Genomic DNA, 21,602 nt, shown 5'->3' on the forward strand with positions numbered 1-21,602 from the left:
AATCTGATCCCTGTTTCAACCTAGGTGGTTTTTTCAGTTACCGATAGCATAAATATTTTACCGACTGAAATAAATATGCTACTCAGAATTATCGGGGCCACGAATCATGAAACGATGGCTCAATGAAACCGGGAGGAAATCATGAAACGAATTCTCAGCGCCTCTGTCGTGGCGGTCCTGATGGGGACAGCCGCATTCGCAGAGCCCACGGTCGGCGTAAGCTGGTCGAATTTCCAGGAAGAGCGTTGGAAGACCGACGAAGCGGCGATCAAGGCCGCACTGGAAGCGGGCGGTGCGGAATACATCTCGTCGGATGCCCAATCTTCTTCTGCCAAGCAATTGTCGGATATTGAAAGTCTGATTGCCCAGGGCGTCGATGCGCTGATCATTCTGGCGCAGGATTCCCAGGCCATCGGCCCGGCAGTGCAGGCGGCGGCAGACGAAGGCATTCCGGTCATCGCGTATGACCGTCTGATCGAAGATGACCGTGCCTTCTATCTGACATTCGATAACGTTGAAGTCGGCCGCATGCAGGCCCGCGCGGTGTTCGAAGCGATGCCGAAAGGCAACTATGTGATGATCAAGGGCTCGCCCACGGATCCGAACGCGGATTTCCTGCGCGGCGGTCAGCAAGAGATCATCCAGGCCGCCGTTGACAGCGGCGATATCGTCATCGTGGGTGAAGCTTATACCGACGGTTGGCTGCCGGCGAACGCACAGCGCAACATGGAGCAAATCCTTACCGCGAACGAAAACAACGTTGATGCCGTCGTGGCCTCGAATGACGGTACTGCCGGCGGCGTTGTTGCAGCACTGACCGCGCAGGGCATGGAAGGCATTCCGGTCTCGGGTCAGGATGGCGATCACGCGGCGCTGAACCGGGTTGCCAAGGGTACGCAGACCGTTTCTGTCTGGAAAGATGCGCGTGAACTGGGCAAAGCTGCCGGTGAAATTGCAGTTGCGTTGAGCAATGGAACAAGCCCCGAGGACATTGAAGGTGCCATCAAATGGACTTCGCCTGGCGGAACCGAGATGAACTCGGTCTTCCTTGCGCCTGTACCGATCACCAAAGACAACCTGTCCGTCGTGGTCGATGCTGGCTGGATTCCGTTGGAAGACCTGTGCCAGGGCGTCGAAAACGGCCCTGCACCCTGTAACTAAACCAAGTTCCAAACTATAATATCTCTGGCCCGCAAGGGTGGGCCAGAGATCACAGCTGAACATGAAAGATCGGATATGACCGAAACTTCGTCTCAGCCGGTACCCCAAAAAGCAAAGGCCAACCTGTTTCAGCAACTGGAACTGGATATGCGGCTATTGGGCATGATCGGCGCCTTCATCATCCTGTGCATTGGCTTCAACATCGTGACGGATGGCCGCTTTCTGACGCCCAGAAACCTGTTCAACCTGTCGATCCAGACCGTCTCGGTTGCGATCATGGCCTGCGGCATGGTGTTCATCATCGTCATGCGCCACATTGACCTGTCGGTTGGGGCGCTGCTGGCGACCACATCTGCCGTTATGGCGATGACGCAAACCGAGCTGTTGCCGAATGTTCTGGGCATGGGATTGAACCACCCGGCGACCTGGGCGATCACGTTGGTGGTTGGCCTTGTGGTGGGCACATTGATCGGCGCGTTCCACGGTTGGATGGTGGGGTACCTGACCATCCCAGCCTTTATCGTGACGCTTGGTGGTTTTCTGGTCTGGCGCAATGTTGCTTGGTACATGACCGATGGCCAGACGATCGGCCCGCTGGACAGCACCTTCCTGATGTTCGGCGGTACCAACGGAACGTTGGGAACAACGGTCAGTCTTCTGTTCGGCCTTGCGGCCACGGCCGTCGCGATCTGGGCATTGTGGAGCGGTCGCCGGTCCAAAGCAGCCCACGGGTTCCCTGTTAAGCCGGTTTGGGCTGAAACAACACTGGCCGGGATCATTGGCATCGCCATCATGGGCTATGTCTTGATCGTCAACAGCTATGCCATCCCGACACGCCGTCTGGAACGTATGTTCGAAGCGCGGGGTGAGACCATGCCCGAGGGGTTGGTTGTCGGCTACGGCATTCCGATCTCGGTCCTGATCCTGATCATTGTGGCGGTGACATTGACCGTCGTGGCCCGCAAAACCCGCTTTGGCCGTTACATCTTTGCCACTGGCGGCAACCCGGATGCAGCCGAATTGTCTGGCATCAACACCCGTTTGATGACCGTCAAGATCTTTGCCCTGATGGGGTTTCTCTGTGCACTGTCGGCGGTTGTGGCCTCGGCCCGTCTGGCCAATCACTCGAATGATATCGGGACGCTGGATGAGCTTCGCGTGATTGCCGCTGCCGTGATTGGTGGAACCGCGCTGTCCGGCGGCATCGGAACGATCTACGGCGCAATCCTTGGCGCGTTGATCATGCAGGCGCTGCAATCCGGCATGGCCATGGTTGGCGTGGATGCGCCGTTTCAGAACATCGTCGTCGGCACCGTCCTGGTTCTGGCCGTCTATATCGACATCGTCTATCGCAAACGTCTGGGGGCGAAATGATGCAAGCACAAGAAACACAGAACCGGGCTTCGGGTCGCGGATCGGGCCAGCCTCCGCTGGTGGAAATGCGCGATATCTCGATTTCCTTCGGGGGTATCAAGGCGGTAGACCATGTGTCGGTTGATCTCTACCCGGGCGAGGTCGTGGGCCTTCTGGGCCACAACGGGGCCGGCAAATCCACCCTGATCAAGGTTCTTTCGGGCGCCTATCAGATGGACCATGGCGAAATCCTGATCGACGGCAAGAAGGTCGACATCAACAACCCCCGTGACGCGCGCGCCAACAATATCGAGACGATCTATCAGACGCTGGCGCTGGCGGACAACCTGGATGCAAGTTCGAACCTGTTTCTGGGCCGCGAAATGGTCACGCCCTTTGGTCTGGTCAACGACGCCGCGATGGAGGCGGAATGCCGCAAGATCATGGCGCAGCTGAACCCGAACTTTCAGAAGTTCAATGATCCGGTCTCGGCCCTGTCGGGCGGTCAGCGTCAATCGGTGGCCATTGCACGGGCGGTGTATTTCAACGCGCGTATCCTGATCATGGACGAGCCCACGGCCGCACTTGGCCCGCACGAAACACAGATGGTGGCGGACCTGATCCAACAGCTCAAGGCGCAGGGGATCGGGATTTTCCTGATCGACCATGATGTTCACGCGGTGATGGAGCTGTGTGACCGGGCCTCGGTCATGAAGAACGGGCAATTGGTTGGAACAGTCGATATCGCAGACGTCACAGATGACGATCTGTTGTCGATGATCATTCTGGGCAAAAAGCCCGGCGAAAAGACGGAATGAGGTAAGCGAAATGACGAGCGGTTTTTTTCAGGGAATTGAAGAAGTCCAATTTGAAGGCGAGGACAGCAAGAACCCGCTCGCATTCCGTCACTACAACCCGGACGAGATCATCTTGGGCAAGCGCATGGAGGATCGCCTGCGTTTTGCCGTGGCGTGGTGGCATTCCTTCGCGTGGGAGGGCGGAGATCCGTTTGGCGGCCCCACTTTCGAGCGCCCCTGGCACCCACAGGATGACATGGGCCGCGCCAAGATGAAGGCCGATATCGCGTTCGAGATGTTCCAGATTCTGGGACAGCCCTATTTCTGCTGGCATGATGCCGATATCCGTCCAGAGCAGGGGAACTTCGCCGACAATCTGCGCACGTTGAACGAGATCACCGACTATATCGGTGAAAAGATGCAGGCATCCGGCACCAAGCTGTTGTGGGGTACGGCCAACATGTTCAGCCATCGCCGCTGGATGGGCGGTGCCAGCACCAATCCCGATCCCGACGTCTTTGCCTTTGCTGCCGCCACGGTGAAATCCTGCATGGATGCCACCCACAAGCTGGGCGGCGAAAACTATGTGCTTTGGGGTGGGCGCGAAGGGTACGAGACGCTGCTCAACACCGACATGAAAACCGAGCTGGATCATATGGGCCGGTTCCTGAACATGGTGGTCGAGTACAAGCACAAGATCGGGTTCAAAGGTGCGATCCTCGTCGAACCCAAACCGCAGGAGCCATCAAAGCACCAATATGATTTCGATGCCGCGACCTGCATTGGTTTCCTGCGCAAATATGGGCTTGAGAATGAGGTCAAACTGAACCTCGAACAGGGTCACGCGATCCTGGCGGGGCACAGTTTTGAACATGAGATAGCCGTAGCCGCGGCCGAGGGGATGCTGGGCTCCATCGACATGAACCGGAACGACTATCAATCGGGTTGGGATACGGATCAGTTCCCCAACAACACCCCCGAGGTTGCGCTGGCCTATTACCACATCCTGAAGGCGGGTGGGTTTACCACCGGCGGCACCAATTTCGATGCCAAGCTGCGCAGGCAGTCGATTGATGCCGAAGATCTGATCGCCGCGCATGTGGGCGGGATGGATATCTGTGCCCGGGGCCTGAAAGCAGCGGCAGCGATGATCGAAGATGGCGGATTGGAACAGGCGCTGGCTGATCGGTACGCGGGCTGGAATACGCCCGAGGCGCAGGCAATGCTGACCTCTGGTCTTGACGAGATTGCAGCGCGGGTACTGGCCGAGGATCTCAATCCAACGCCGCGCTCGGGGCGCCAGGAAATCCTCGAGAACTACGTGAGCCGTTTTGTCTGATCCCCGTGGGTTCAGCCGGTCCTGAAAATAACTTGTGTACAATGCCCCGGAAACGCGTGAGTTTGCTTCAGCGTTGGCCGGGGCTTTCCCTTGCTGGGCGCAACGGCATCAAAGGCCCGTCGGGGCCGAACAGGTGGGGCGAACAGGGTTTTGGCGGATCAATCGGCAGGCAAAGCGGTGTTTCTGAGCGGCAGTCTGATGCTGCATGTGACACGCATGTCATTGACCACCAGCATTGGCCTGATGGCCATTTTTGCCGTCGACTTTGTCGATATGATCTTCATCTCGATGTTGGGCAACGATGCGCTTGCGGCGGCGGTGGGCTATGCCGGTACGCTGCTGTTTTTCACCAACGCGATTAATATCGGATTGTCGATTTCCGCCGGGGCGCTGGTTGCTCGCGAACTCGGGGCCGGGCGGGCTGAACAGGCAAGACACTACGCGTCCAGCGTGGCCGTTATTGGGCTGATTGCCGGGCTGACGACCTCGGGACTGGTCTTGTTTAACCTCAGCTACCTGCTGTCCTTGCTTGGTGCGGAAGGAGAGGTTCTGAGGCTGGCGACGCGTTATGTGTCGATCATCCTTCCGACCATGTTCGTGATGTCCATTGCGATGACGGCGATGGCCGTGCTGCGCGCTCATGGCGATGCGCGGAGGTCAATGATGGCCACGATCTACGGCGGAGTGGTGAATGCAGTTCTGGACCCGATACTGATCTTTGCGGTCGGGCTGGGGCTGGATGGCGCCGCTATCGCCTCGGTCCTGGCGCGGCTGTGCATGCTGGGGGCGGCGTTGTGGCCAGCGCATCGGGTGCATCGGGGATTTGCGCGCCCTTCACTGAAGCAGGTTGCAAAGGATTTGCGCCCCGTGCGGGCGATTGCAATTCCAGCGGTTCTGACAAATGTCGCCACGCCGATCGGCAATGCAATCGTTGTGCGGGAAATCGCGCAATATGGAACGGACGCGGTTGCGGGCATGGCGGTGATCGGGCGCCTTTTGCCGGTGGCGTTTTCGGTTATCTTCGCTCTGTCCGGCGCGATAGGGCCAATCATCGGACAGAATTTTGGTGCCGAAAAGTTCGATCGCGTGCGTGCTGCCTTTCTGGCAGGGATCAAGTTCACCGCCATTTATGTCGTTTGCATGTCGGCCATTTTGTTTTTGCTGCGCGCACCGATTGCGGATCTGTTTGCTGCCGAAGGCGAAACCCGCAGTCTGATCTATCTGTTCTGCGGCCCGTTGGCTTTGGCTTCGTTCTTCAATGGCGTGATCTTCGTGACAAATGCCAGCTTCAACAATCTGGGGCATCCGGTCTATTCCACATGGATAAACTGGGGTCGTCACACTATCGGCACTTGGGTTTTCGCGACGATTGGTTCACAGATCGCCGGCGCATCCGGCGTTCTGCTGGGGCAGGCGTTTGGAGGCGTCATCTTTGCAGTCATAGGCTGGGTTATGGTCGCGCGGGTCGTGGCGCGGTTGGAGCGCTCGCAAGCGCTCGAGCCTTTTTCAGATCAAGGTCGGCTTCATTCGCTGTTCGGGCGTCGCGGCTGGTGATCAGGTCGGATCAGTTCCCCTGATTGCGCGCTTCCAGCCGTTCCAGATTGACCACGGTTGACAGCATCAGGCGGTCATGGCTCCAATCCTGCGTTTGCTGGATCGACGCAGACCCCAATGCAAGAAGGGTGGCGAAGGTCAATGCCATCCCCAGGAACAGAGCGGGCAGGGTAGGCACCGCCGGTTGTGCATCGGTCAATGCAAGCACGCGCTGACGCAGCACGCGCTTGGCCTTGCCGCCCGTCACAAACGCAACATTCAGAACACGAGGATTGTTTGCCGAGATCGTACGCGCGCAATAATCCAGCAGGCAAGCCGTGTATTCGCGCGCGTCGATCCGTTTGCGGGCCACCACGGACTGGTCACATGCCAGTTCACGCAAGCGGCCGAACTGATATTTGAGCATCAAATAGGCTGGGTTCCAGAACAACAGCGGGCGCAGCATTTCAAAGCCCAGTTCCCATTCCACGTCACCCGCGCGAACATGCTGAAGCTCGTGCGCCAACGCAAAGCGCAGTTCGTGCGGGGTATCCAGCAGGTGGCTTGGCAGAACGACATGGCGACGGCGCAATCCGCGCACGGCGAACGGAACGGTGATGCGATCCGAAAGACGGATGTCAACCTTGGCCGACTGCCGCCAAAGAAAGCTGGATTTGACTGTCTGACGGATCATCGCCGCGTCCCGCAGAGCACGGGCCGCAAACACGGCGGCGACCAAAACAAGCAGCGTCACAAGGGCAGTGATCACCGGCTGTTGCCCCGACAACGCAAGATCCACCCACCGTTCACGGGTGTTCAGCAAGGCCTCGAACTGGGTGGCGGGCATGGCGATATCGCCGCGCAGATAGGCGGCAACGGCGATGTCGCCAAGCGCCATGGCGCTGCCCGGCCATGCATAAGAGGCGAGTGATGACACGCCAAACGCAAGAAACGGGCTGATCAGAACGCACACGCACAGCGCCTTGAGCGCACGCAACTGCGCGACATAGCTGTGGCGCAGGGCTGTTCGGGTCAGGGCTGCGCGGGCCGCCAGCCAGATGACGGCTGACAAGGCCAGCACGATGTTGAGTTCGATAAATGTGTCGAGAACCGGTCTAACCGCTGTCATTTTGCAGTCTCCTTTCTACCAGTGCTCGAATTTCCTCCAGGTCGGCTTCGCTCAGCCCCGCATCATCGACAAGCCGGGCCACCAGTGTGGCGGGTGTGTCGTCAAATAGAGTGCGGGACAGGTTTTGCAGAGAACGGGCCTGATATCTGTCCTTTTCCAGAAGCGGCTTATAGATCAGGGTCTTTCCTGTCTTGCGGCTTTCCACAAAACCTTTCTCGTCCAGAATACGCAGGATCGTGGCACCGGATGTATAGGCCAGATTGCGTTCCGAAGGCAGGCGGTCCAGGACATCTCGCACCGAGCCTTGCCCGAGGGCCCAGAGCTCGTTCATGAACTCCAGTTCAACCTCGGTCAGCAGATTTGTTGTCTTTTTCTTTCGCATCGATCTCGGTGTTGTCATGTTTAGTATGCCTGCCAGACAAGCATCCTTTCGCGATTTCTCAAAGTCTAAACTTTCCAGAACACAAAAACGCCCCAGCCGATAGACAGGAAAAGAGGTGTCCATACCGGCTGCCCGACAATGCCCAGCCATGCGAGGAAGATATAGGCGGACCCCAGAAGGGTGATGAAAAGCCGATCGCCCAATGTGGTTGTCAGCCCCAGTACACCGCGCCGTTCTATGCCATCGCGATACTTGAAGCCCTCAAGAACGCCAATCAGTGCGATGGCCGAAAAGATGCCGACAAATACGGCAAGTGTCGCCGGGGTCCAGGCCATCCAGAAATCGGGCCACAGTGGCGCAGTCCAGGAAAAGCCTTTTTCCTCTTGCTGGCCGACACTGCCCCATCCGGCCTGCTGGGCAAAGGTCGTAGAAGGAAGGAAAAGAAGGATGAGAAGAAGTTTACGCATATCAAACCTCACACACGTCCCATCGCGAAACCACGCGCGATGTAGTTGCGGACAAACCAGATGACGATGGCGCCGGGGATGATGGTCAGGGTGCCGGCGGCGGCCAGCAGGCCCAATTCATAGCCCGCGCTGGATGCGGTGCGGGTCATCACGGCGGCGATGGGTTTGGCCTCGACCGCGGTCAGGGTCTTGGCCAGCAGCATTTCCACCCACGAGAACATGAAGCAGAAGAAGGCCGCCACGCCCACGCCCGCTTTGATATTGGGCAGGAAGATCGTCACGAAGAAACGCGGGAAGGAATAGCCGTCGACATAGGCGGTTTCATCCAGCTCTTTTGGAATGCCGCGCATGAAGCCTTCCAAAATCCAAACTGCCAGCGGCACGTTGAACAATGTATGCGCCAGTGCCACAGCCAGATGCGTGTCGAACAGGCCGATCGAAGAATACAGCTGAAAGAACGGCAAGGCGAAGACCGCTGCCGGGGCCATCCGGTTGGTCAGCAGCCAGAAGAACAGCTGCTTGTCGCCCAAAAACCGATAGCGAGAGAACGCATAGGCAGCGGGCAAGGCGACGCTGACCGACAGCACCGTGTTCAACGTCACATAGGTGATCGAGTTGATATAGCCCCAATACCACGTCGGGTCCGTGAAGATGGTGATGTAATTCTCCAGCGTAAAAGTCTGGGGGAACAGGGAAAAACCCGACAGGATCTCGTTCGTTGTCTTGAAGGACATCGCCACCAGCCAATAGATCGGCAGCATCAGGAACGCGATATAGAGGATCGGGATGAGAGACCGCTTCTTCATTGCGCGTCATCCTTTGTCATGAGGGTGTAGAAGAGCCACGAAACCAGCAGCGTGATGGCGAAATAGATCAGGCTCATCGCAGCCGCAGGGCCAAGGTCGAACTGCCCCAGCGCGATTTTCACAAGGTCGATCGACAGCAGGGTGGTCGAGTTGCCGGGCCCACCGCCGGTCAGCACGAACGGCTCGGTATAGATGTTGAAACTGTCCATGAACCGCAGCAGGACCGCGATCGTCAGAACCGTCTTCATCTTGGGTAGCTGGATGTAGCGGAACACCGACCATGGGCTTGCGCCGTCGATCTTGGCCGCCTGATAGTAGGCGTCCGGGATCGACACGAGGCCTGCATAGCACAGCAACACGACCAGCGACGTCCAGTGCCAGACATCCATAACGATGACGGTGATCCAGGCCGAAAGCGGCTGTTGCGTCATGTCATAGTTGATGCCCAGAACGTCATTCAGGAAATATCCCAACAGACCGATTTTGGGCAGGGTGAAGATGTTCCACATGGACCCAACGACGTTCCACGGGATCAGCATCGGCAGGGCCATCAGCACCAGGCAGACAGGCACCCAGAAACCTTTGCGCGGCATCGACAGGGCCACGATGATGCCAAGAGGCACTTCGATGATCAGGATCAGGAAAGTAAACAGGAACTGTCGTCCAAGTGCGGCCTGAAACCGGTCCGACCGCAGGATCTGTTCGAACCAACCCAGGCCTTCCCAGAAAAACTGGTTGTTGCCAAAGGTTTCCTGCACCGAATAGTTGACCACCGTCATCATCGGCACCAGCGCGTTGAACGCGACCAGTGCCAGCACGGGCAGGACAAAGAACCACGCTTTTTGATTTTCTGTTCTCATTGGGCCCGCTCCTCGGTTGCGATCCACCCGTCGCGGTAGACGCGGGATTGTTCGGGTTTGAATTGCAGGAAAACCTGTGATCCGGGTTCGGGCACGCTGTGTTCGGTCACGGCCTTGAGGGCGGTATTGCCGACCATCGCGCTGACCACAAAGTGGCGACCGATGTCGGAAACCTTGGTCACATGCGCCGGGATGCCGGTCTCGCCGAAGCCGACATATTCCGGGCGAATACCCAGATCGGTACGGCCGCCATCACCGTGAATGGGACCTTCCAGCATGACTTCGTGCCCTTCGAACAGGGCGCGGTCGCCGCGCGCCTTGCAGGGCAGCACGTTCATACCGGGCGAGCCGATGAAATGGCCCACGAACGTGTGCTGCGGGCGCTCGAACAATTCGACCGGGGTGCCGATCTGCACCACTTCGCCCTCTTGCATCACCACGACCTCGTCCGCGAAGGTCAGGGCCTCGGTCTGGTCGTGGGTGACATAGATCATCGTCGCCTTGACGCGCTGGTGCAGTTCTTTCAGCTTGGACCGCAGCTTCCATTTCAGATGCGGGTCAATCACGGTCAGAGGTTCATCGAACATCACCGCGTTTACGTCGTCGCGGACCAGGCCGCGACCCATCGAGATTTTCTGCTTGTTGTCCGGGCTGAGGCCGCTGGCACGGGTGTTCAGCATGTCGGTGACATCCAGCATCTCGGCGATCGCATCGACGCGGCGCTTGATCGTCGCCGGATCGACGCCGCGGTTCTTCAGCGGAAAGGCCAAGTTCTCGCCCACGGTCATCGTGTCGTAGATCACCGGAAACTGAAACACCTGTGCGATGTTGCGCTGATCGGGGGGCAGGGCGGTCACGTCACGGTCGTCGAACAGGATCTGCCCTTCGGACGGGGTCAGCAGGCCCGAGATGATGTTGAGCAGCGTGGACTTGCCGCAGCCTGACGGCCCCAGCAAGGCATAGGCCCCGCCATCACGCCAGGTCACGTCGATTTCCTTCAACGCATAATCCTCGGGGCCTTTTGGCGACGGCATGTAGCTGTGGCGGAGGTTCGAAAGTTTGATCTGTGCCATGTCAGGCCACCCTTTTGCCGTCTTGGCCGAAATACCGGCAATGGGCCGGGTTCATGAAGAATGTGTGGTCCTCGCCCACCTGATAGGGATGGACTCCGGCGGCCAGCGACACCCAGGCGTCCTCGCCATGCCGAAAATGCGCGCTGGAATCCGAACCCGAAAGCTCGGTCACGATCACGCGGCCGGTCAGTTCCACGTCCGCGTCAGACGTCCGGAACGGCGTCACGCGATGCGGCCGCACCGCGACCATGTAATCTCCGTCGGCCATGTCGGTAACGGCCCAGCCACCTCCACCGGCCAGTTGCGCCTGCGCAGCGGAAACGGTGATGCGTGCGACATTGATCGGCGGGTCCGAAAAGACCCGCGCGGCGGCGATGTTCTCGGGGTTGCGATAGATGTCAGCGGTTGGCCCGAACTGGGTCACGCGGCCATCTTCCATCAGGGCGGTGTAGCCGCCCAGCAGCAGCGCCTCTTCGGGCTCGGACGTGGCATAGACCACCACGGCCCCGCGACCTGCGAACAGGTCGGGCAGCTGCTCGCGCAGTTCTTCACGCAGTTTGTAGTCGAGGTTGGCCAGCGGTTCGTCAAGGAACACGGCGCGGCTTTCTTTGGCAATGGCACGCGCCAGCGCGGTACGTTGTTGTTGCCCCCCCGACAGTTCGTGCGGGCGGCGGTGCAGCATCGGGCGCAGTTGCAGCAGGTCGGCGGCCTCTTCCACGCGGCCTTCGATCTCGGATTGCGCCATGCCTGCCACACGCAGGGGCGAGGCGATGTTGTCGAATACGGTCATATGTGGGTAGTTCACGAAGAACTGGTGCACGAGGCTGATTTTTCGCTTTTGCGTATTCAGCCGTGTGACGTCCTGCCCATCCATCAGGACCTTGCCCGAGGCGATCGGGTCCAGACCAGCCATCATCTTGATCAGAGAGGTCTTGCCCGAGCCCGTCGCGCCCAGCAGCACGTTGAAGTGGCCTGTTTGAAGGGTCAGGTTTGTGGGCTTGATATGGATGACGTTGCCGACCCTTTTGGTCGCGTCTTGAAGTTCGATCATGTCCGTGGGTTCCGGTCCTTCAGTGCAATGCACTGGTCTTGAGGTGGGGGTGCCTGACGCGGCACCCCCGGGTTTCAACGGCTTACTTTGACTGCCAGCGCTGAACCAGTTCGTCATAGTTGACGGTCTGGCCCTGCGGCTTTTCGTTCTCAAGCTTGGCCTTGGGTGAGCCCGGCTTTTCCAGCCAGAAAGATGGGTCTTGCGGCTCGTTCAGGCGCGGACCACAGCCGCCGTAGACACCGGCGCTTTCATCCGCGGCCTGCATCCGGGCCATAGTGATGTCCATCTCTTCTGCCAGACGATCCATCGCCTCTTGCGGGGTGAAGGCGCCCGAGTTCACGTCACCGATCTGCTGCCACCAGATCTGGGCCAGCTTCGGATAATCCGGCACGTTGATGCCAGTCGGCGACCATGCCACGCGGTCAGGCGAGCGGTAGAACTCGACCAGACCACCCAGCTTGGGTGCGCGTTCGGTGAACGACTCGTGGTTGACCGAGCTGTCGCGGATGAAGGTCAGACCCACATGGGACTTCTTCACGTCGACAGTTTTGGAGGTCACGAACTGGGCATAAAGCCAGGCTGCCTGGGCACGATCCGAGGGGGTCGATTTGAGGAACGTCCAGGACCCCACGTCTTGGTAGCCAACCTTCTGGCCTTCTTCCCAATAGGGGCCGTGCGGGCTGGGCGCCATCCGCCACAGCGGCGTGCCTTCGTCATCCACGGTGTTGTTGCCTTCGGACTTCGGCTTGACCATGTCGGCGGTGAAGGCCGTGTACCAGAAGATCTGCTGGGCCACGTTGCCCTGGCTAAGTGCCGGCAGTGATTGGTAGAAGTCATAAGACGCGGCACCCGGAGGCGCATAGGCCCGCAGCCATTCGTCCCATTTCCGGATCGCATAGACCGCGGCCGGACCGTTTGCAGCACCACCGCGCGACACCGAAGCGCCAACAGGGTTACAGGTGCCCGCTTCCATGCGGATGCCCCATTCGTCGACAGGCACACCGTTCGGTTCGCCCTTGTCGCCGGCACCGGCCATCGACAGCCAGGCATCGGTCATGCGCCATCCGAGGTCGGGCGCGCGCTTGCCGTAATCCATGTGGCCGTAGATCGTGGTACCATCGACTTCTTTCACATCATTGGTGAAGAACTCGGCGATATCTTCATACGCGGACCAGTTGACCGGAACGCCCAGATCATAGCCGTACTTTTCTTTGAACGCGGCTTTGTTCGCCTCATCATCGAACCAGTCCTTGCGGAACCAGTAAAGGTTCGCAAACTGCTGATCGGGCAGCTGATACAGCTTGCCGTCCGGTCCGGTGGTGAACTGAATGCCCATGAAGTCATCCAGATCCAGCGTCGGCGAAGTCGTCGCGGCCCAGTCACCGCCCATCATGTCCGTCAGCGGATAGGCCAGCTGCAAACGCGAATGGGTGCCGATCAGGTCACTGTCGTTGACATAGCCGTCATACAGGTTCCGACCCGTTTGCATTTGGGTTTGAACGGCCTGAACCACTTCACCTTCACCCAGAATCTGGTGGTTGACCTTGATACCGGTGATTTCCTCGAACGCCTTGGTCAGCACCTCGGATTCGTAGGAATGTGTCGGGATACCTTCGGACAGGACGTTGATTTCCATACCTGCGTAAGGCTGTGCAGCTTCGATGAACCACTGCATCTCGGCCATCTGTTCGTCTTTCGACAAGGTCGATGGCTGGAATTCGTCGTCGATCCAACGTTGTGCTGCGGCTTCGTCGGCCCAAGCAGGACCGTGCCCCGCAATGACGGCAGCCGCCGCCACTGCGGAAAGTAGATGTCTCCGCATCTGTCTCCTCCCAAAATTATGGTTCTCCGGCGGAAACCGGATGACGGACAGCATCAGCGATTTCTTGCGTATGTGTCAAACTAAAAATTTAGTAATTGACGTTCAGGCATCCCGGAAGAGGTGGCGCTGAACTCGTTTGCCAATTTGTGAATTCGTTGTAAGCTAGGATTGTCATTGCAAAAATTACCGCTGAGACGTGCGGCGCGAATTACGAAAAACGACTTGGAACAGTGAGGATAGGCAATGTCCCGAAGTCTGTTGAAGTACACGCGTGTTCTGGAAATCGTCGGGGACACAATCAAGGTCCGGGTTCCGATCCAGAACAAAGGAGAGCCGGCTGTCCGGTTCAACGACCTCGCTATGATCGAGACGGTGGATGGCCGAAAAACACTGGCCCAGACGATCTTCATCGACCGGGATGTCGTCACGTTGCAGGTGTTTTCCGGCACCAAGGGCATATCGACCGAAGCAACGGCAACTTTTCTCGGGCACCCGATGCAGACACCTTATTCGGCCAACATTCTGGGCCGCGTGTTTGATGGCGCCGGTGTGGCCATTGATGGAGGCCCCGACCTGTCTGCGGAACCGCACATCGATATTGGCGGACCGACCGTCAATCCGGCGGAACGCGCGGTTCCAAACAGAATGATCCGCACGGATGTGCCGATGATCGACGTGTTCAACACATTGGTCGAGAGCCAGAAAATTCCGATCTTCTCGGTTTCAGGCGAGCCATTCAACGCGTTCCTCAGCCGAATCGGTATTCAGGCCGACGCGGATATCGTGATCTTTGGCGGGCTGGGGCTGATTTTTGACGACTACCACACGTTTCGCACCTCGTTCGAAGATGCGGGTGTGTTTTCGCGCACCGTCATGTTCGTCAATCAGGCGATGGATCCTTTGGTCGAACGTCTGCTGGTGCCGGACATGGCATTGGCAGTGGCCGAGAAGTTCGCTGTGGAAGAGGGCAAACGCGTGCTGGTCCTGCTGACTGACATGACCGCCTATGCTGACGCAATGAAAGAGGTCGGCATCAGTCAGGAGAGGGTGCCATCTCAGCGCGGCTATATGGGGGACCTGTATTCGCAGCTTGCGCGCCGATACGAAAAAGCCTGTGACTATGCCAAAGGCGGGTCGGTCACGGTTCTGACCGTCACGACCATGCCCGGAAACGACGTGACCCACCCGGTGCCTGACAACACCGGCTATATCACCGAAGGGCAGTTCTATCTGCATTCCGGCGTGATCGATCCGTTCGGCAGCCTGTCGCGCCTCAAGCAGAACGTGATCGGCAAGACCACCCGCGAAGATCATGGGCAGATCATGAACACTATGATTCGTTTCTATTCTGAAAGCCGCGATGCCGCGCAAAAACAGGCGATGGCCTTCGACCTGTCAGACTATGATCACCAATTGCTGAAATTCGGCGGCCTGTTCCGGTCGCGGTTCATGGACATCAATGTTTCGATCCCGCTGGAAGAGGCGCTGGATCTGGGTTGGAAGACGCTGGCAGAGTGTTTTGCGCCGGAACAGTTGCTGATGAAGCAGGCATTGATCGACAAGTATTTCCCGAAGGATGCCAATGGCGCGGTTGCAGCTGAATAAATCGTCGCTTGCGCGCGAGCAGACACAGCTGAAAAGCTATGAGCGGTTCCTGCCGTCGCTGGACCTGAAGCGACAACAGTTGATGGCTGAACGGGCCCGGGCCCGGGAAGAGGTCGACCGCCTTGAGCAAATGGTGCAGGCGCTGGTGCAGCAGGTTGGTGAAAAGCTGCCGATGCTGGCCCAGCAGGGTGTCGCTCTGGATGGGCTGGTCAAGCTCAAGGACTACAAGGTCAAAGAGGTCAATGTGGTAGGGGTCAAACTGCCTGACCTTGATCGGATCGAAGTGGCGGTGCGCCCGTATTCCGTTTTGGCCAAGCCCCATTGGGTCGATGCCGCTGCGCTTTTGCTGCACGACGTCATCGAAGCGCGGGTGCGGGTGAAGATTGCCGAAGAACGCGTTCGCATCTTCGACAAGGCGGTGGCCACCATCACCCAGCGGGTCAACTTGTTCGAAAAGGTTCTGATCCCGCGCGCCAAGGCCAATATCAAGAAAATCCGCATCTACCTGAGCGACGAACAGATGCAGGCCGTCGTGCGGTCGAAGATATCGAAACGCAAACACGCGCAGGAGGCTTTGACATGAGCGTTGCGCGTCTGAAAAAGATGTCTCTGATCGGGCCTGCTGCCCGAAAGGCGGAAACGCTTGAGGCGCTTCAGGCCCTTGGCTGCATGCATGTTTTGCCGCTTGTTCCCACACCGAAAGAGCCGGAAAAGATCAGTGAGCGCGGTGCAAGAGAGGCGTATAAGGCATTGCGTTTCCTTGCAGAAGTGCCTGACCCGCGCCGCCAGGTCCAGCGTGCGCCTGATTTCGACATGGATCGTTTCGTGCGCGAGGTGACCGACCTCATGCAGCGCGTTCGGGATACGATGGACCGGCGTGACTTTCTGGCGCATCGCATCGCCCAGGTGCGACCCTGGGGGGATTTGGATTTTCCGCCGACCGATGCGCTGGCTGGCAACAGGCTGTGGTTCTATCAGCTGCCGCTGAAGCACCGGGATGCCCTGTCCAAGGTCAAGCTTCCTTGGGCGATATTGGAGGAAGACCACCGGTACCTGTATGCTGTTCTGATTTCACCTGACGAACCCGATGATGATGTTCTTCCTGTTCCGCGAACCCATGTCGGTTCGCTGCCGGTACACGAGCTTGAGGCCCAGTTGGAAGAGGCCGAGATCGCCCTCGAGGCGTTGGAAGCCGAACGCGTGGCGCTGACGCGCTATCTGACATTGATGCGCCGGAACCTGTCCGTCGCCGAAAGTGCCGCCGAGCTTGCCCATGCAACGCAGAAAGTGCGCGACGAAGAGGCAGTGTTTGCTTTGCAGGGGTGGGTTCCCGTGGATCAGGTGGATGCTGTTCTTGCCATGGCAAACGCCAAGGGTTCAGCCGTCCTGATTGAAGATCCGGGTTCGGGCGACGCGCCTCCGACCTTGCTAAAGCAGCCTGAAAACCGCAGGGCCGCTGTCGATCTGGCGCTGTTCTATCAGGTGCCCGGATATCAGAACTGGGACCCCAGCGTCATCGTCTCGGCGTCCTTTGCGATCTTCTTTGCCATGATCGTGGCGGATGCCGGTTACGGTGCTGTCATCCTGCTGGCGGTGCTGGCCTTTTGGAGACGGATGGACCGCACCGCTGGTCAAAGGTCCTGGCGTCTGTTCGGCCTGATCATCTCGGCTGTTACGATATTTTACGGGGTCATGGTGGGCAGCTATTTTGGGGTATCACCGGCTGCGGGTTCAATTTGGACAAGGCTCAAGGTGCTGGATTTGAACGATTTCGGCGCGATGATGATGGTCTCGATCGTCGTTGGCGTCATACACCTTGTCCTGGCCAACGCACTTGCGGCGCGCGCGGCGTGGGGGCAACGCAAGGCGGTTGCCAATCTGGGCTGGATTGCGGCCCTGATCGGCGGGTTTGTCCTTTGGCTCGGCTACATGAACGGCAAGTCGCCGGTGCCGGGCGCTGCTATCCTGACCGCCGGCATCGTGGCGATTGTCCTGTTTTCCAGCGAGCGGATCATCCAGCGGCCGATGGACTGGATCTGGCGTTTGCTCGAAGGGTTTCAAAGCCTTGCTGGGGCGATGGGCGCGTTTGGGGATGTTCTCAGCTATATGCGCCTTTTTGCGTTGGGCCTTGCTTCGGCCTCGCTGGCGATCACGTTCAATGATCTGGCGGTGTCGGTCATGCAGGCCCTTAGGGGGCCGGGCATTCTGTTTGGGCTGCTGATATTGATCATAGGTCATGTTTTGAACTTCGCGCTCGCGATGATGAGCGGCGTCGTGCACGGTTTGCGTCTCAATTACATCGAATTCTTTAAATGGGGTCTGCCGGATGAAGGCATCATCTTTCGTCCATTTGCCCGCAAGGAGGTTCAGGAATGAATGAGCTTGTTCTTACACTGGGTTGGCTGGGTATTTATGCGCCAATGGCGTTAGGGGCTGCGGCCAGCGCCATAGGGTGTTCGATCGCCGGTATGGCCAGTATCGGGGCCATGACGGAAACCGAGGGCGGCTATGGCCGTTTCGTGGGTGTATCCGCGTTTCCCTCAACGATGGTCATCTACGGGATCGTCATCATGTTTACCCTGAACCGCGACGTGACACCTGAAAACGCGGGCGGTCTGTTCGGGATCGGCATCCTGTCGGGTATCGCACTGATGTATTGCGGCATCTGGCAGGGTCGGGCCTGTGCGGCTGCGATCAATGCGACCAAGGAAAAGCCCGAGATTTTTGGCCTTGCTCTGGCCCCTGCCGCAATCATCGAAGGGTTTGGTGTTTTTGCCTTCGTGTTTGCGTTGGTCATCAGTGCGGGGATCAGCTGATGGCACAAGACAGAACGATTGCGCATGGGGTTGACGCGCTGATCGACAAATTGCGCAACGATGGGGTTGCCGCTGGTCAGGCCGAAGCCGAAAAATTGCGCGCGGAAGCAAAAGCCGAAGCCGCGCGCATCGTGGCAGAGGCAAAGCGCGAAGCCGAGGAGTTGAAAAAGAAAGCCCGCACGGAGACAGACAATTACAGGGCTGCCGGCGAAGAAGCATTGAACACCGCGATGCGGGATGCCGTGCTGACCATGAAGGCGGGTCTGACGGATCGCTTCAAGGCAGATGTCGAACGCCTTGTAACCAAAGAGATGTCCGATCCCGAGCTTCTGAGGCAGATGATCCTCGAGGTGGTAGGCCGGGCCGGGGAAGGTGCAAATTTGAATGGCAGGGTTTCCGTCGTTCTTCCTGCCCGGGTCGCCACGCAGGAAGACATCAAGCAAAACGCCGATGACATTCAATCCGGCAAGCTGACAAAATATGTTCTTGGGCTGACTGCGAAGATGCTGCGCGAGAATGTCGAGTTGCACGCAGCCGATGACGTGCAGGAAGGCATCCGCGTTCGCGCAGAAGATCAGGGTGTTGTTCTGGACCTGACGGATAAGGCGGTGGCGTCGCTGTTGATGGAGCATTTGCAGCCCCGGTTCCGTGCCGTTCTGGAAGGGGTCATCCGCTGAGATGTCAAAGCAGGACGCCTATATCGCGTTGATGTGCAGCCTTCCGGGTTCGGAACGGTTGTTCGTTGCCAGGCAGCCGCCCCTGTCACGTATCAGGCTGGACCGTCGATTGACGGCTTTGACACCGGAGGACAGCAAAGTTCTGAAGATCCTCGAGCACGCGTTGAGCTGGAGTGCCTACGACATGGATGTCACCGACGCTCAGGCGATCCAGCGCTGCAAGCAAGCGATGGTGGACATCCCTCAGCCCACCTTGCGCAAACTCTTCATGGAACGCATGGAACTGCGCTCGGCTGTTGCGGCGCTGCGCCTGAGAAAACGCGGAGAACCGGCGCCTTCAGGCCCATTCGGAGTCGGACGATGGAGCCGCCACATCCCAGCCAATTGGGGTGATCCCGGTTTTCGGTTGGAACGACTCATGCCCTGGATCAAAGAGGCAACCCAATTGCTGGAAAACGAAGATCCGCTGGGTCTGGAACGTCTGCTTTTGTCGATAAGCCACATGCAGCTCAAGCGGCACGCGGCTCGTCACATGTTCGATTTCGAGGCGGTCGCCATCTACGTTCTGATCTGGAACATCTTCGACCGCTGGGCGCAAAGCAGCGCTGCGGAAGCCGCCAAGAGATTTGAGAAACTGGCACAACAGGCCATGGCCGACTTCGCTGATGTCGATTTTGAGGGAGCAAGCGCATGACAGCCCCAATCTCAGCCAAACATTCATCGACCGCTCGCGTCGTCCTGGTTCAGGAAGGGCTTGTGCGGATACAGGCCAATCCGGACGCGACCGGTCGCCCCGGTCAACTGGTCAAAAACGAAGTGGTTTACATATTGCCTTCGCGTTCCGGCCCCGGTGGGCGGCAGGAAAGGCTCAAGGGCGAAGTGCTGCGCGTACGTGGGGATATGGCGGACGTTCAGGTCTATGAAAGCACTGATGGGGTGGCGGTCGACGACCCGGTGGAGCAATCAGGTCAGCTCTTGTCGGTCGAGCTGGGTCCGGGGCTGCTGGGGCAGGTGTTTGACGGGTTGCAGTCGCCTTTGCCCAAGGTGGCGGCAGCATTTGGTACCTTCCTGCCGCGCGGCGCAGATGTCGCTCCCTTGGATGAAAACGCGAAATGGTCCTTTACGCCGTCCGTGAAGGTGGGCGACACGGTCACTGCCGGGGACAGTATCGGAACGGTGCCCGAAGGCCATTTCAGCCACAAGATCATGCTGCCGTTCAACTGGACCGGCGCGTACAAGGTGGTCTGGGTGCAAAAAGGCGCGGCCACGATCCATGACATCGTGGCCCGCCTGGAAGATGAAGACGGTGGCGAGCATACGCTGACTCTTTCGCAGAAATGGCCTGTTCGGAGACCATTGCCGGAAAACATCCTGAAGCGCGCACTGTCCGAGCGGTTGTATCCCACGGAACCGGTTCTGACGTCGCAACGGCTGATCGACACGTTCTTTCCGATTGCACGCGGCGGCACCGCCTGTATTCCCGGGCCGTTCGGGGCGGGCAAGACCGTGCTGCAAAACCTGATCGCACGGAATGCGAAGGTTGATATCGTGATCGTCGTGGCCTGCGGCGAACGTGCAGGTGAGGTGGTCGAGACCATCGAGGAATTTCCGAAGATGACCGATCCAACCACCGGTGGCAGCCTGATGGATCGGACGATCATCATCTGCAACACGTCATCCATGCCGGTTGCCGCGCGCGAGGCGTCGATCTTCACCGGGATCACGTTGGGGGAATACTACCGCCAGATGGGCAATGATGTCTTGTTGATCGCCGACAGCACCAGCCGGTGGGCGCAAGCCATGCGCGAGACCTCTGGCAAGCTCGAGGAAATTCCGGGCGAAGAGGGGTTCCCGGCCTATCTGGAAAGCTCGATCAAGGGTTTGTACGAACGCGCCGGGGCGCTGAAAACGAATGACGGCGATCTTGGCAGCCTGACGCTGATCGGAACGGTTTCGCCTGCTGGTGGCAATTTTGACGAGCCAGTAACCCAGTCAACCTTGTCGACGGTCAAGTGTTTCCTCGGGTTGTCATCCGAACGCGCCTACAAGCGGTTTTATCCAGCGGTCGATCCGATGCTCAGCTGGTCTCGGTATACCGACCAATTGTCCGACTGGTATGACAGGAACGCCGAGCCGGGGTGGACAGCCAAAGTGCGCACCCTGTTGGCCCTGATCGAAAAAGGCGAACAGGTCGATCAGATGATGCAGGTCACTGGGGAAGAGGGCGTTACAATTGACGACTTTGTAACCCAACAGAAAGCCTTGTTCGTCGATATGGTCTACTTGCAGCAGGACGCATTTGACCCAGTCGATGCGACGGTGCCGCTTGAACGGCAGATAAAGACGTTCAAGCTTGTGTACGATGTGACGCAATCCAAAGCGGTCTTCTCGGACAAAGCCGAAGTGAGGCAGGTGTTCACGCGGCTGACCGGGCTGATGAAAAACTTTCACTACGCGGCAGAAAACACACCCGAATACAAATCCACCTGGCAAAAGATCGAAAACCTGTGCCGAGAAAAGTTCGGAGTGTGATCAGGTGAAATGATAGCCCGTAGGGGGCATATGAAATATTAATAAAAACAATATCTTATGTTGGCTAACTTTGTCCTTACTGTACCAGTCTGCACTTAGTAAAAATCAGTGCGATGGCTAACCTTATTTCAATATAAAGAGCCAAGGCATAGAAAAAAGGTTGAGGTCATAGCTACTTCCAATCTAGAAATATTGTTTC

20 protein-coding genes are annotated in these 21,602 nt (G+C 58.2%); 12 read left to right on the forward strand and 8 right to left on the reverse strand.

The features are described from left to right. Positions 1 to 141 precede the first annotated feature (141 nt). The 5 genes from xylF to FIU92_RS05035 all read left to right on the forward strand — a co-directional run bounded on the left by xylF (position 142) and on the right by FIU92_RS05035 (position 6,204). A complete protein-coding gene (gene xylF / locus FIU92_RS05015; RefSeq protein WP_152457515.1) occupies positions 142 to 1,161 on the forward strand; it encodes a D-xylose ABC transporter substrate-binding protein in 1,020 nt (339 codons plus the stop codon). A 75-nt stretch (positions 1,162 to 1,236) separates the two neighbouring features. Beyond that, positions 1,237 to 2,535 (forward strand): sugar ABC transporter permease, encoded by a 1,299-nt coding sequence (locus FIU92_RS05020; RefSeq protein WP_152457516.1) that lies wholly within the window; start codon positions 1,237 to 1,239, stop codon positions 2,533 to 2,535. Continuing rightward, entirely contained in the window at positions 2,535 to 3,332 is a 798-nt protein-coding gene (locus FIU92_RS05025) for an ATP-binding cassette domain-containing protein (RefSeq protein ID WP_152459839.1), read from the forward strand. Before FIU92_RS05020 ends, FIU92_RS05025 begins: the two co-directional genes overlap by 1 nt. 10 nt (positions 3,333 to 3,342) lie before the next feature. Next, entirely contained in the window at positions 3,343 to 4,650 is a 1,308-nt protein-coding gene (gene xylA, locus FIU92_RS05030; RefSeq protein ID WP_152457517.1) for a xylose isomerase, read from the forward strand. Between the two features lie 198 nt (positions 4,651 to 4,848). Continuing rightward, positions 4,849 to 6,204, forward strand: a complete 1,356-nt coding sequence (locus FIU92_RS05035) for an MATE family efflux transporter (protein ID WP_152459840.1) — start codon at positions 4,849 to 4,851, stop codon at positions 6,202 to 6,204. Positions 6,205 to 6,214: 10 nt separating this feature from the next. Here FIU92_RS05035 and FIU92_RS05040 read toward each other — a convergent pair whose 3' ends face one another. From FIU92_RS05040 to FIU92_RS05075, 8 genes are all read right to left on the reverse strand, one after another. Next, complete coding sequence (locus FIU92_RS05040) at positions 6,215 to 7,312, reverse strand: M56 family metallopeptidase (protein ID WP_152457518.1); 1,098 nt, start codon at positions 7,310 to 7,312, stop codon at positions 6,215 to 6,217. After that, on the reverse strand, positions 7,299 to 7,694 hold the full coding sequence (locus tag FIU92_RS05045; RefSeq protein WP_152459841.1) for a BlaI/MecI/CopY family transcriptional regulator: 396 nt from the start codon (positions 7,692 to 7,694) through the stop codon (positions 7,299 to 7,301). The genes FIU92_RS05040 and FIU92_RS05045 overlap by 14 nt, the downstream gene beginning before the upstream one ends. A 65-nt stretch (positions 7,695 to 7,759) precedes the next feature. Then, positions 7,760 to 8,161 carry a DUF2160 domain-containing protein gene (locus FIU92_RS05050; protein ID WP_152457519.1) on the reverse strand — a complete coding sequence of 134 codons (402 nt, stop codon included), beginning with the start codon at positions 8,159 to 8,161 and terminating at the stop codon, positions 7,760 to 7,762. Between the two features lie 8 nt (positions 8,162 to 8,169). Further along, the gene (locus tag FIU92_RS05055; protein ID WP_152457520.1) at positions 8,170 to 8,967 is read right to left on the reverse strand and encodes a carbohydrate ABC transporter permease; all 798 of its coding nucleotides are present in this window, start codon (positions 8,965 to 8,967) and stop codon (positions 8,170 to 8,172) included. Continuing rightward, positions 8,964 to 9,827 (reverse strand): carbohydrate ABC transporter permease, encoded by an 864-nt coding sequence (locus FIU92_RS05060; protein WP_152457521.1) that lies wholly within the window; start codon positions 9,825 to 9,827, stop codon positions 8,964 to 8,966. The genes FIU92_RS05055 and FIU92_RS05060 overlap by 4 nt, the downstream gene beginning before the upstream one ends. Beyond that, positions 9,824 to 10,900 (reverse strand): ABC transporter ATP-binding protein, encoded by a 1,077-nt coding sequence (locus tag FIU92_RS05065; protein WP_152457522.1) that lies wholly within the window; start codon positions 10,898 to 10,900, stop codon positions 9,824 to 9,826. The genes FIU92_RS05060 and FIU92_RS05065 overlap by 4 nt, the downstream gene beginning before the upstream one ends. 1 nt (position 10,901) lies before the next feature. Next, positions 10,902 to 11,951: an ABC transporter ATP-binding protein gene (locus tag FIU92_RS05070; protein ID WP_152457523.1), complete on the reverse strand. Its 1,050-nt coding sequence runs from the start codon at positions 11,949 to 11,951 to the stop codon at positions 10,902 to 10,904. Between the two features lie 82 nt (positions 11,952 to 12,033). Further along, positions 12,034 to 13,773 (reverse strand): ABC transporter substrate-binding protein, encoded by a 1,740-nt coding sequence (locus FIU92_RS05075; protein ID WP_152457524.1) that lies wholly within the window; start codon positions 13,771 to 13,773, stop codon positions 12,034 to 12,036. Between the two features lie 243 nt (positions 13,774 to 14,016). Between FIU92_RS05075 and FIU92_RS05080 the strand changes: the two genes are divergently transcribed. From FIU92_RS05080 to FIU92_RS05110, 7 genes are read left to right on the forward strand one after another with little or no spacing between them, the layout of a single operon-like run. Continuing rightward, complete coding sequence (locus FIU92_RS05080; RefSeq protein ID WP_152457525.1) at positions 14,017 to 15,378, forward strand: V-type ATP synthase subunit B; 1,362 nt, start codon at positions 14,017 to 14,019, stop codon at positions 15,376 to 15,378. Further along, a complete protein-coding gene (locus tag FIU92_RS05085) occupies positions 15,356 to 15,961 on the forward strand; it encodes a V-type ATP synthase subunit D (RefSeq protein WP_152457526.1) in 606 nt (201 codons plus the stop codon). The genes FIU92_RS05080 and FIU92_RS05085 overlap by 23 nt, the downstream gene beginning before the upstream one ends. After that, entirely contained in the window at positions 15,958 to 17,754 is a 1,797-nt protein-coding gene (locus tag FIU92_RS05090) for a V-type ATP synthase subunit I (RefSeq protein ID WP_152457527.1), read from the forward strand. The genes FIU92_RS05085 and FIU92_RS05090 overlap by 4 nt, the downstream gene beginning before the upstream one ends. Then, entirely contained in the window at positions 17,751 to 18,194 is a 444-nt protein-coding gene (locus tag FIU92_RS05095; RefSeq protein WP_152457528.1) for an ATP synthase subunit C, read from the forward strand. The genes FIU92_RS05090 and FIU92_RS05095 overlap by 4 nt, the downstream gene beginning before the upstream one ends. Next, positions 18,194 to 18,871 (forward strand): hypothetical protein, encoded by a 678-nt coding sequence (locus tag FIU92_RS05100; RefSeq protein WP_152457529.1) that lies wholly within the window; start codon positions 18,194 to 18,196, stop codon positions 18,869 to 18,871. The genes FIU92_RS05095 and FIU92_RS05100 overlap by 1 nt, the downstream gene beginning before the upstream one ends. A 1-nt stretch (position 18,872) precedes the next feature. After that, positions 18,873 to 19,565, forward strand: coding sequence for a hypothetical protein (locus FIU92_RS05105; protein WP_152457530.1), 693 nt, complete (start codon positions 18,873 to 18,875; stop codon positions 19,563 to 19,565). Continuing rightward, complete coding sequence (locus tag FIU92_RS05110; RefSeq protein ID WP_152457531.1) at positions 19,562 to 21,403, forward strand: V-type ATP synthase subunit A; 1,842 nt, start codon at positions 19,562 to 19,564, stop codon at positions 21,401 to 21,403. Before FIU92_RS05105 ends, FIU92_RS05110 begins: the two co-directional genes overlap by 4 nt. Positions 21,404 to 21,602: the final 199 nt, after the last annotated feature.

This window comes from Ruegeria sp. THAF33 (genome assembly GCF_009363615.1).
Taxonomy (GTDB): Bacteria; Pseudomonadota; Alphaproteobacteria; order Rhodobacterales; family Rhodobacteraceae; genus Ruegeria.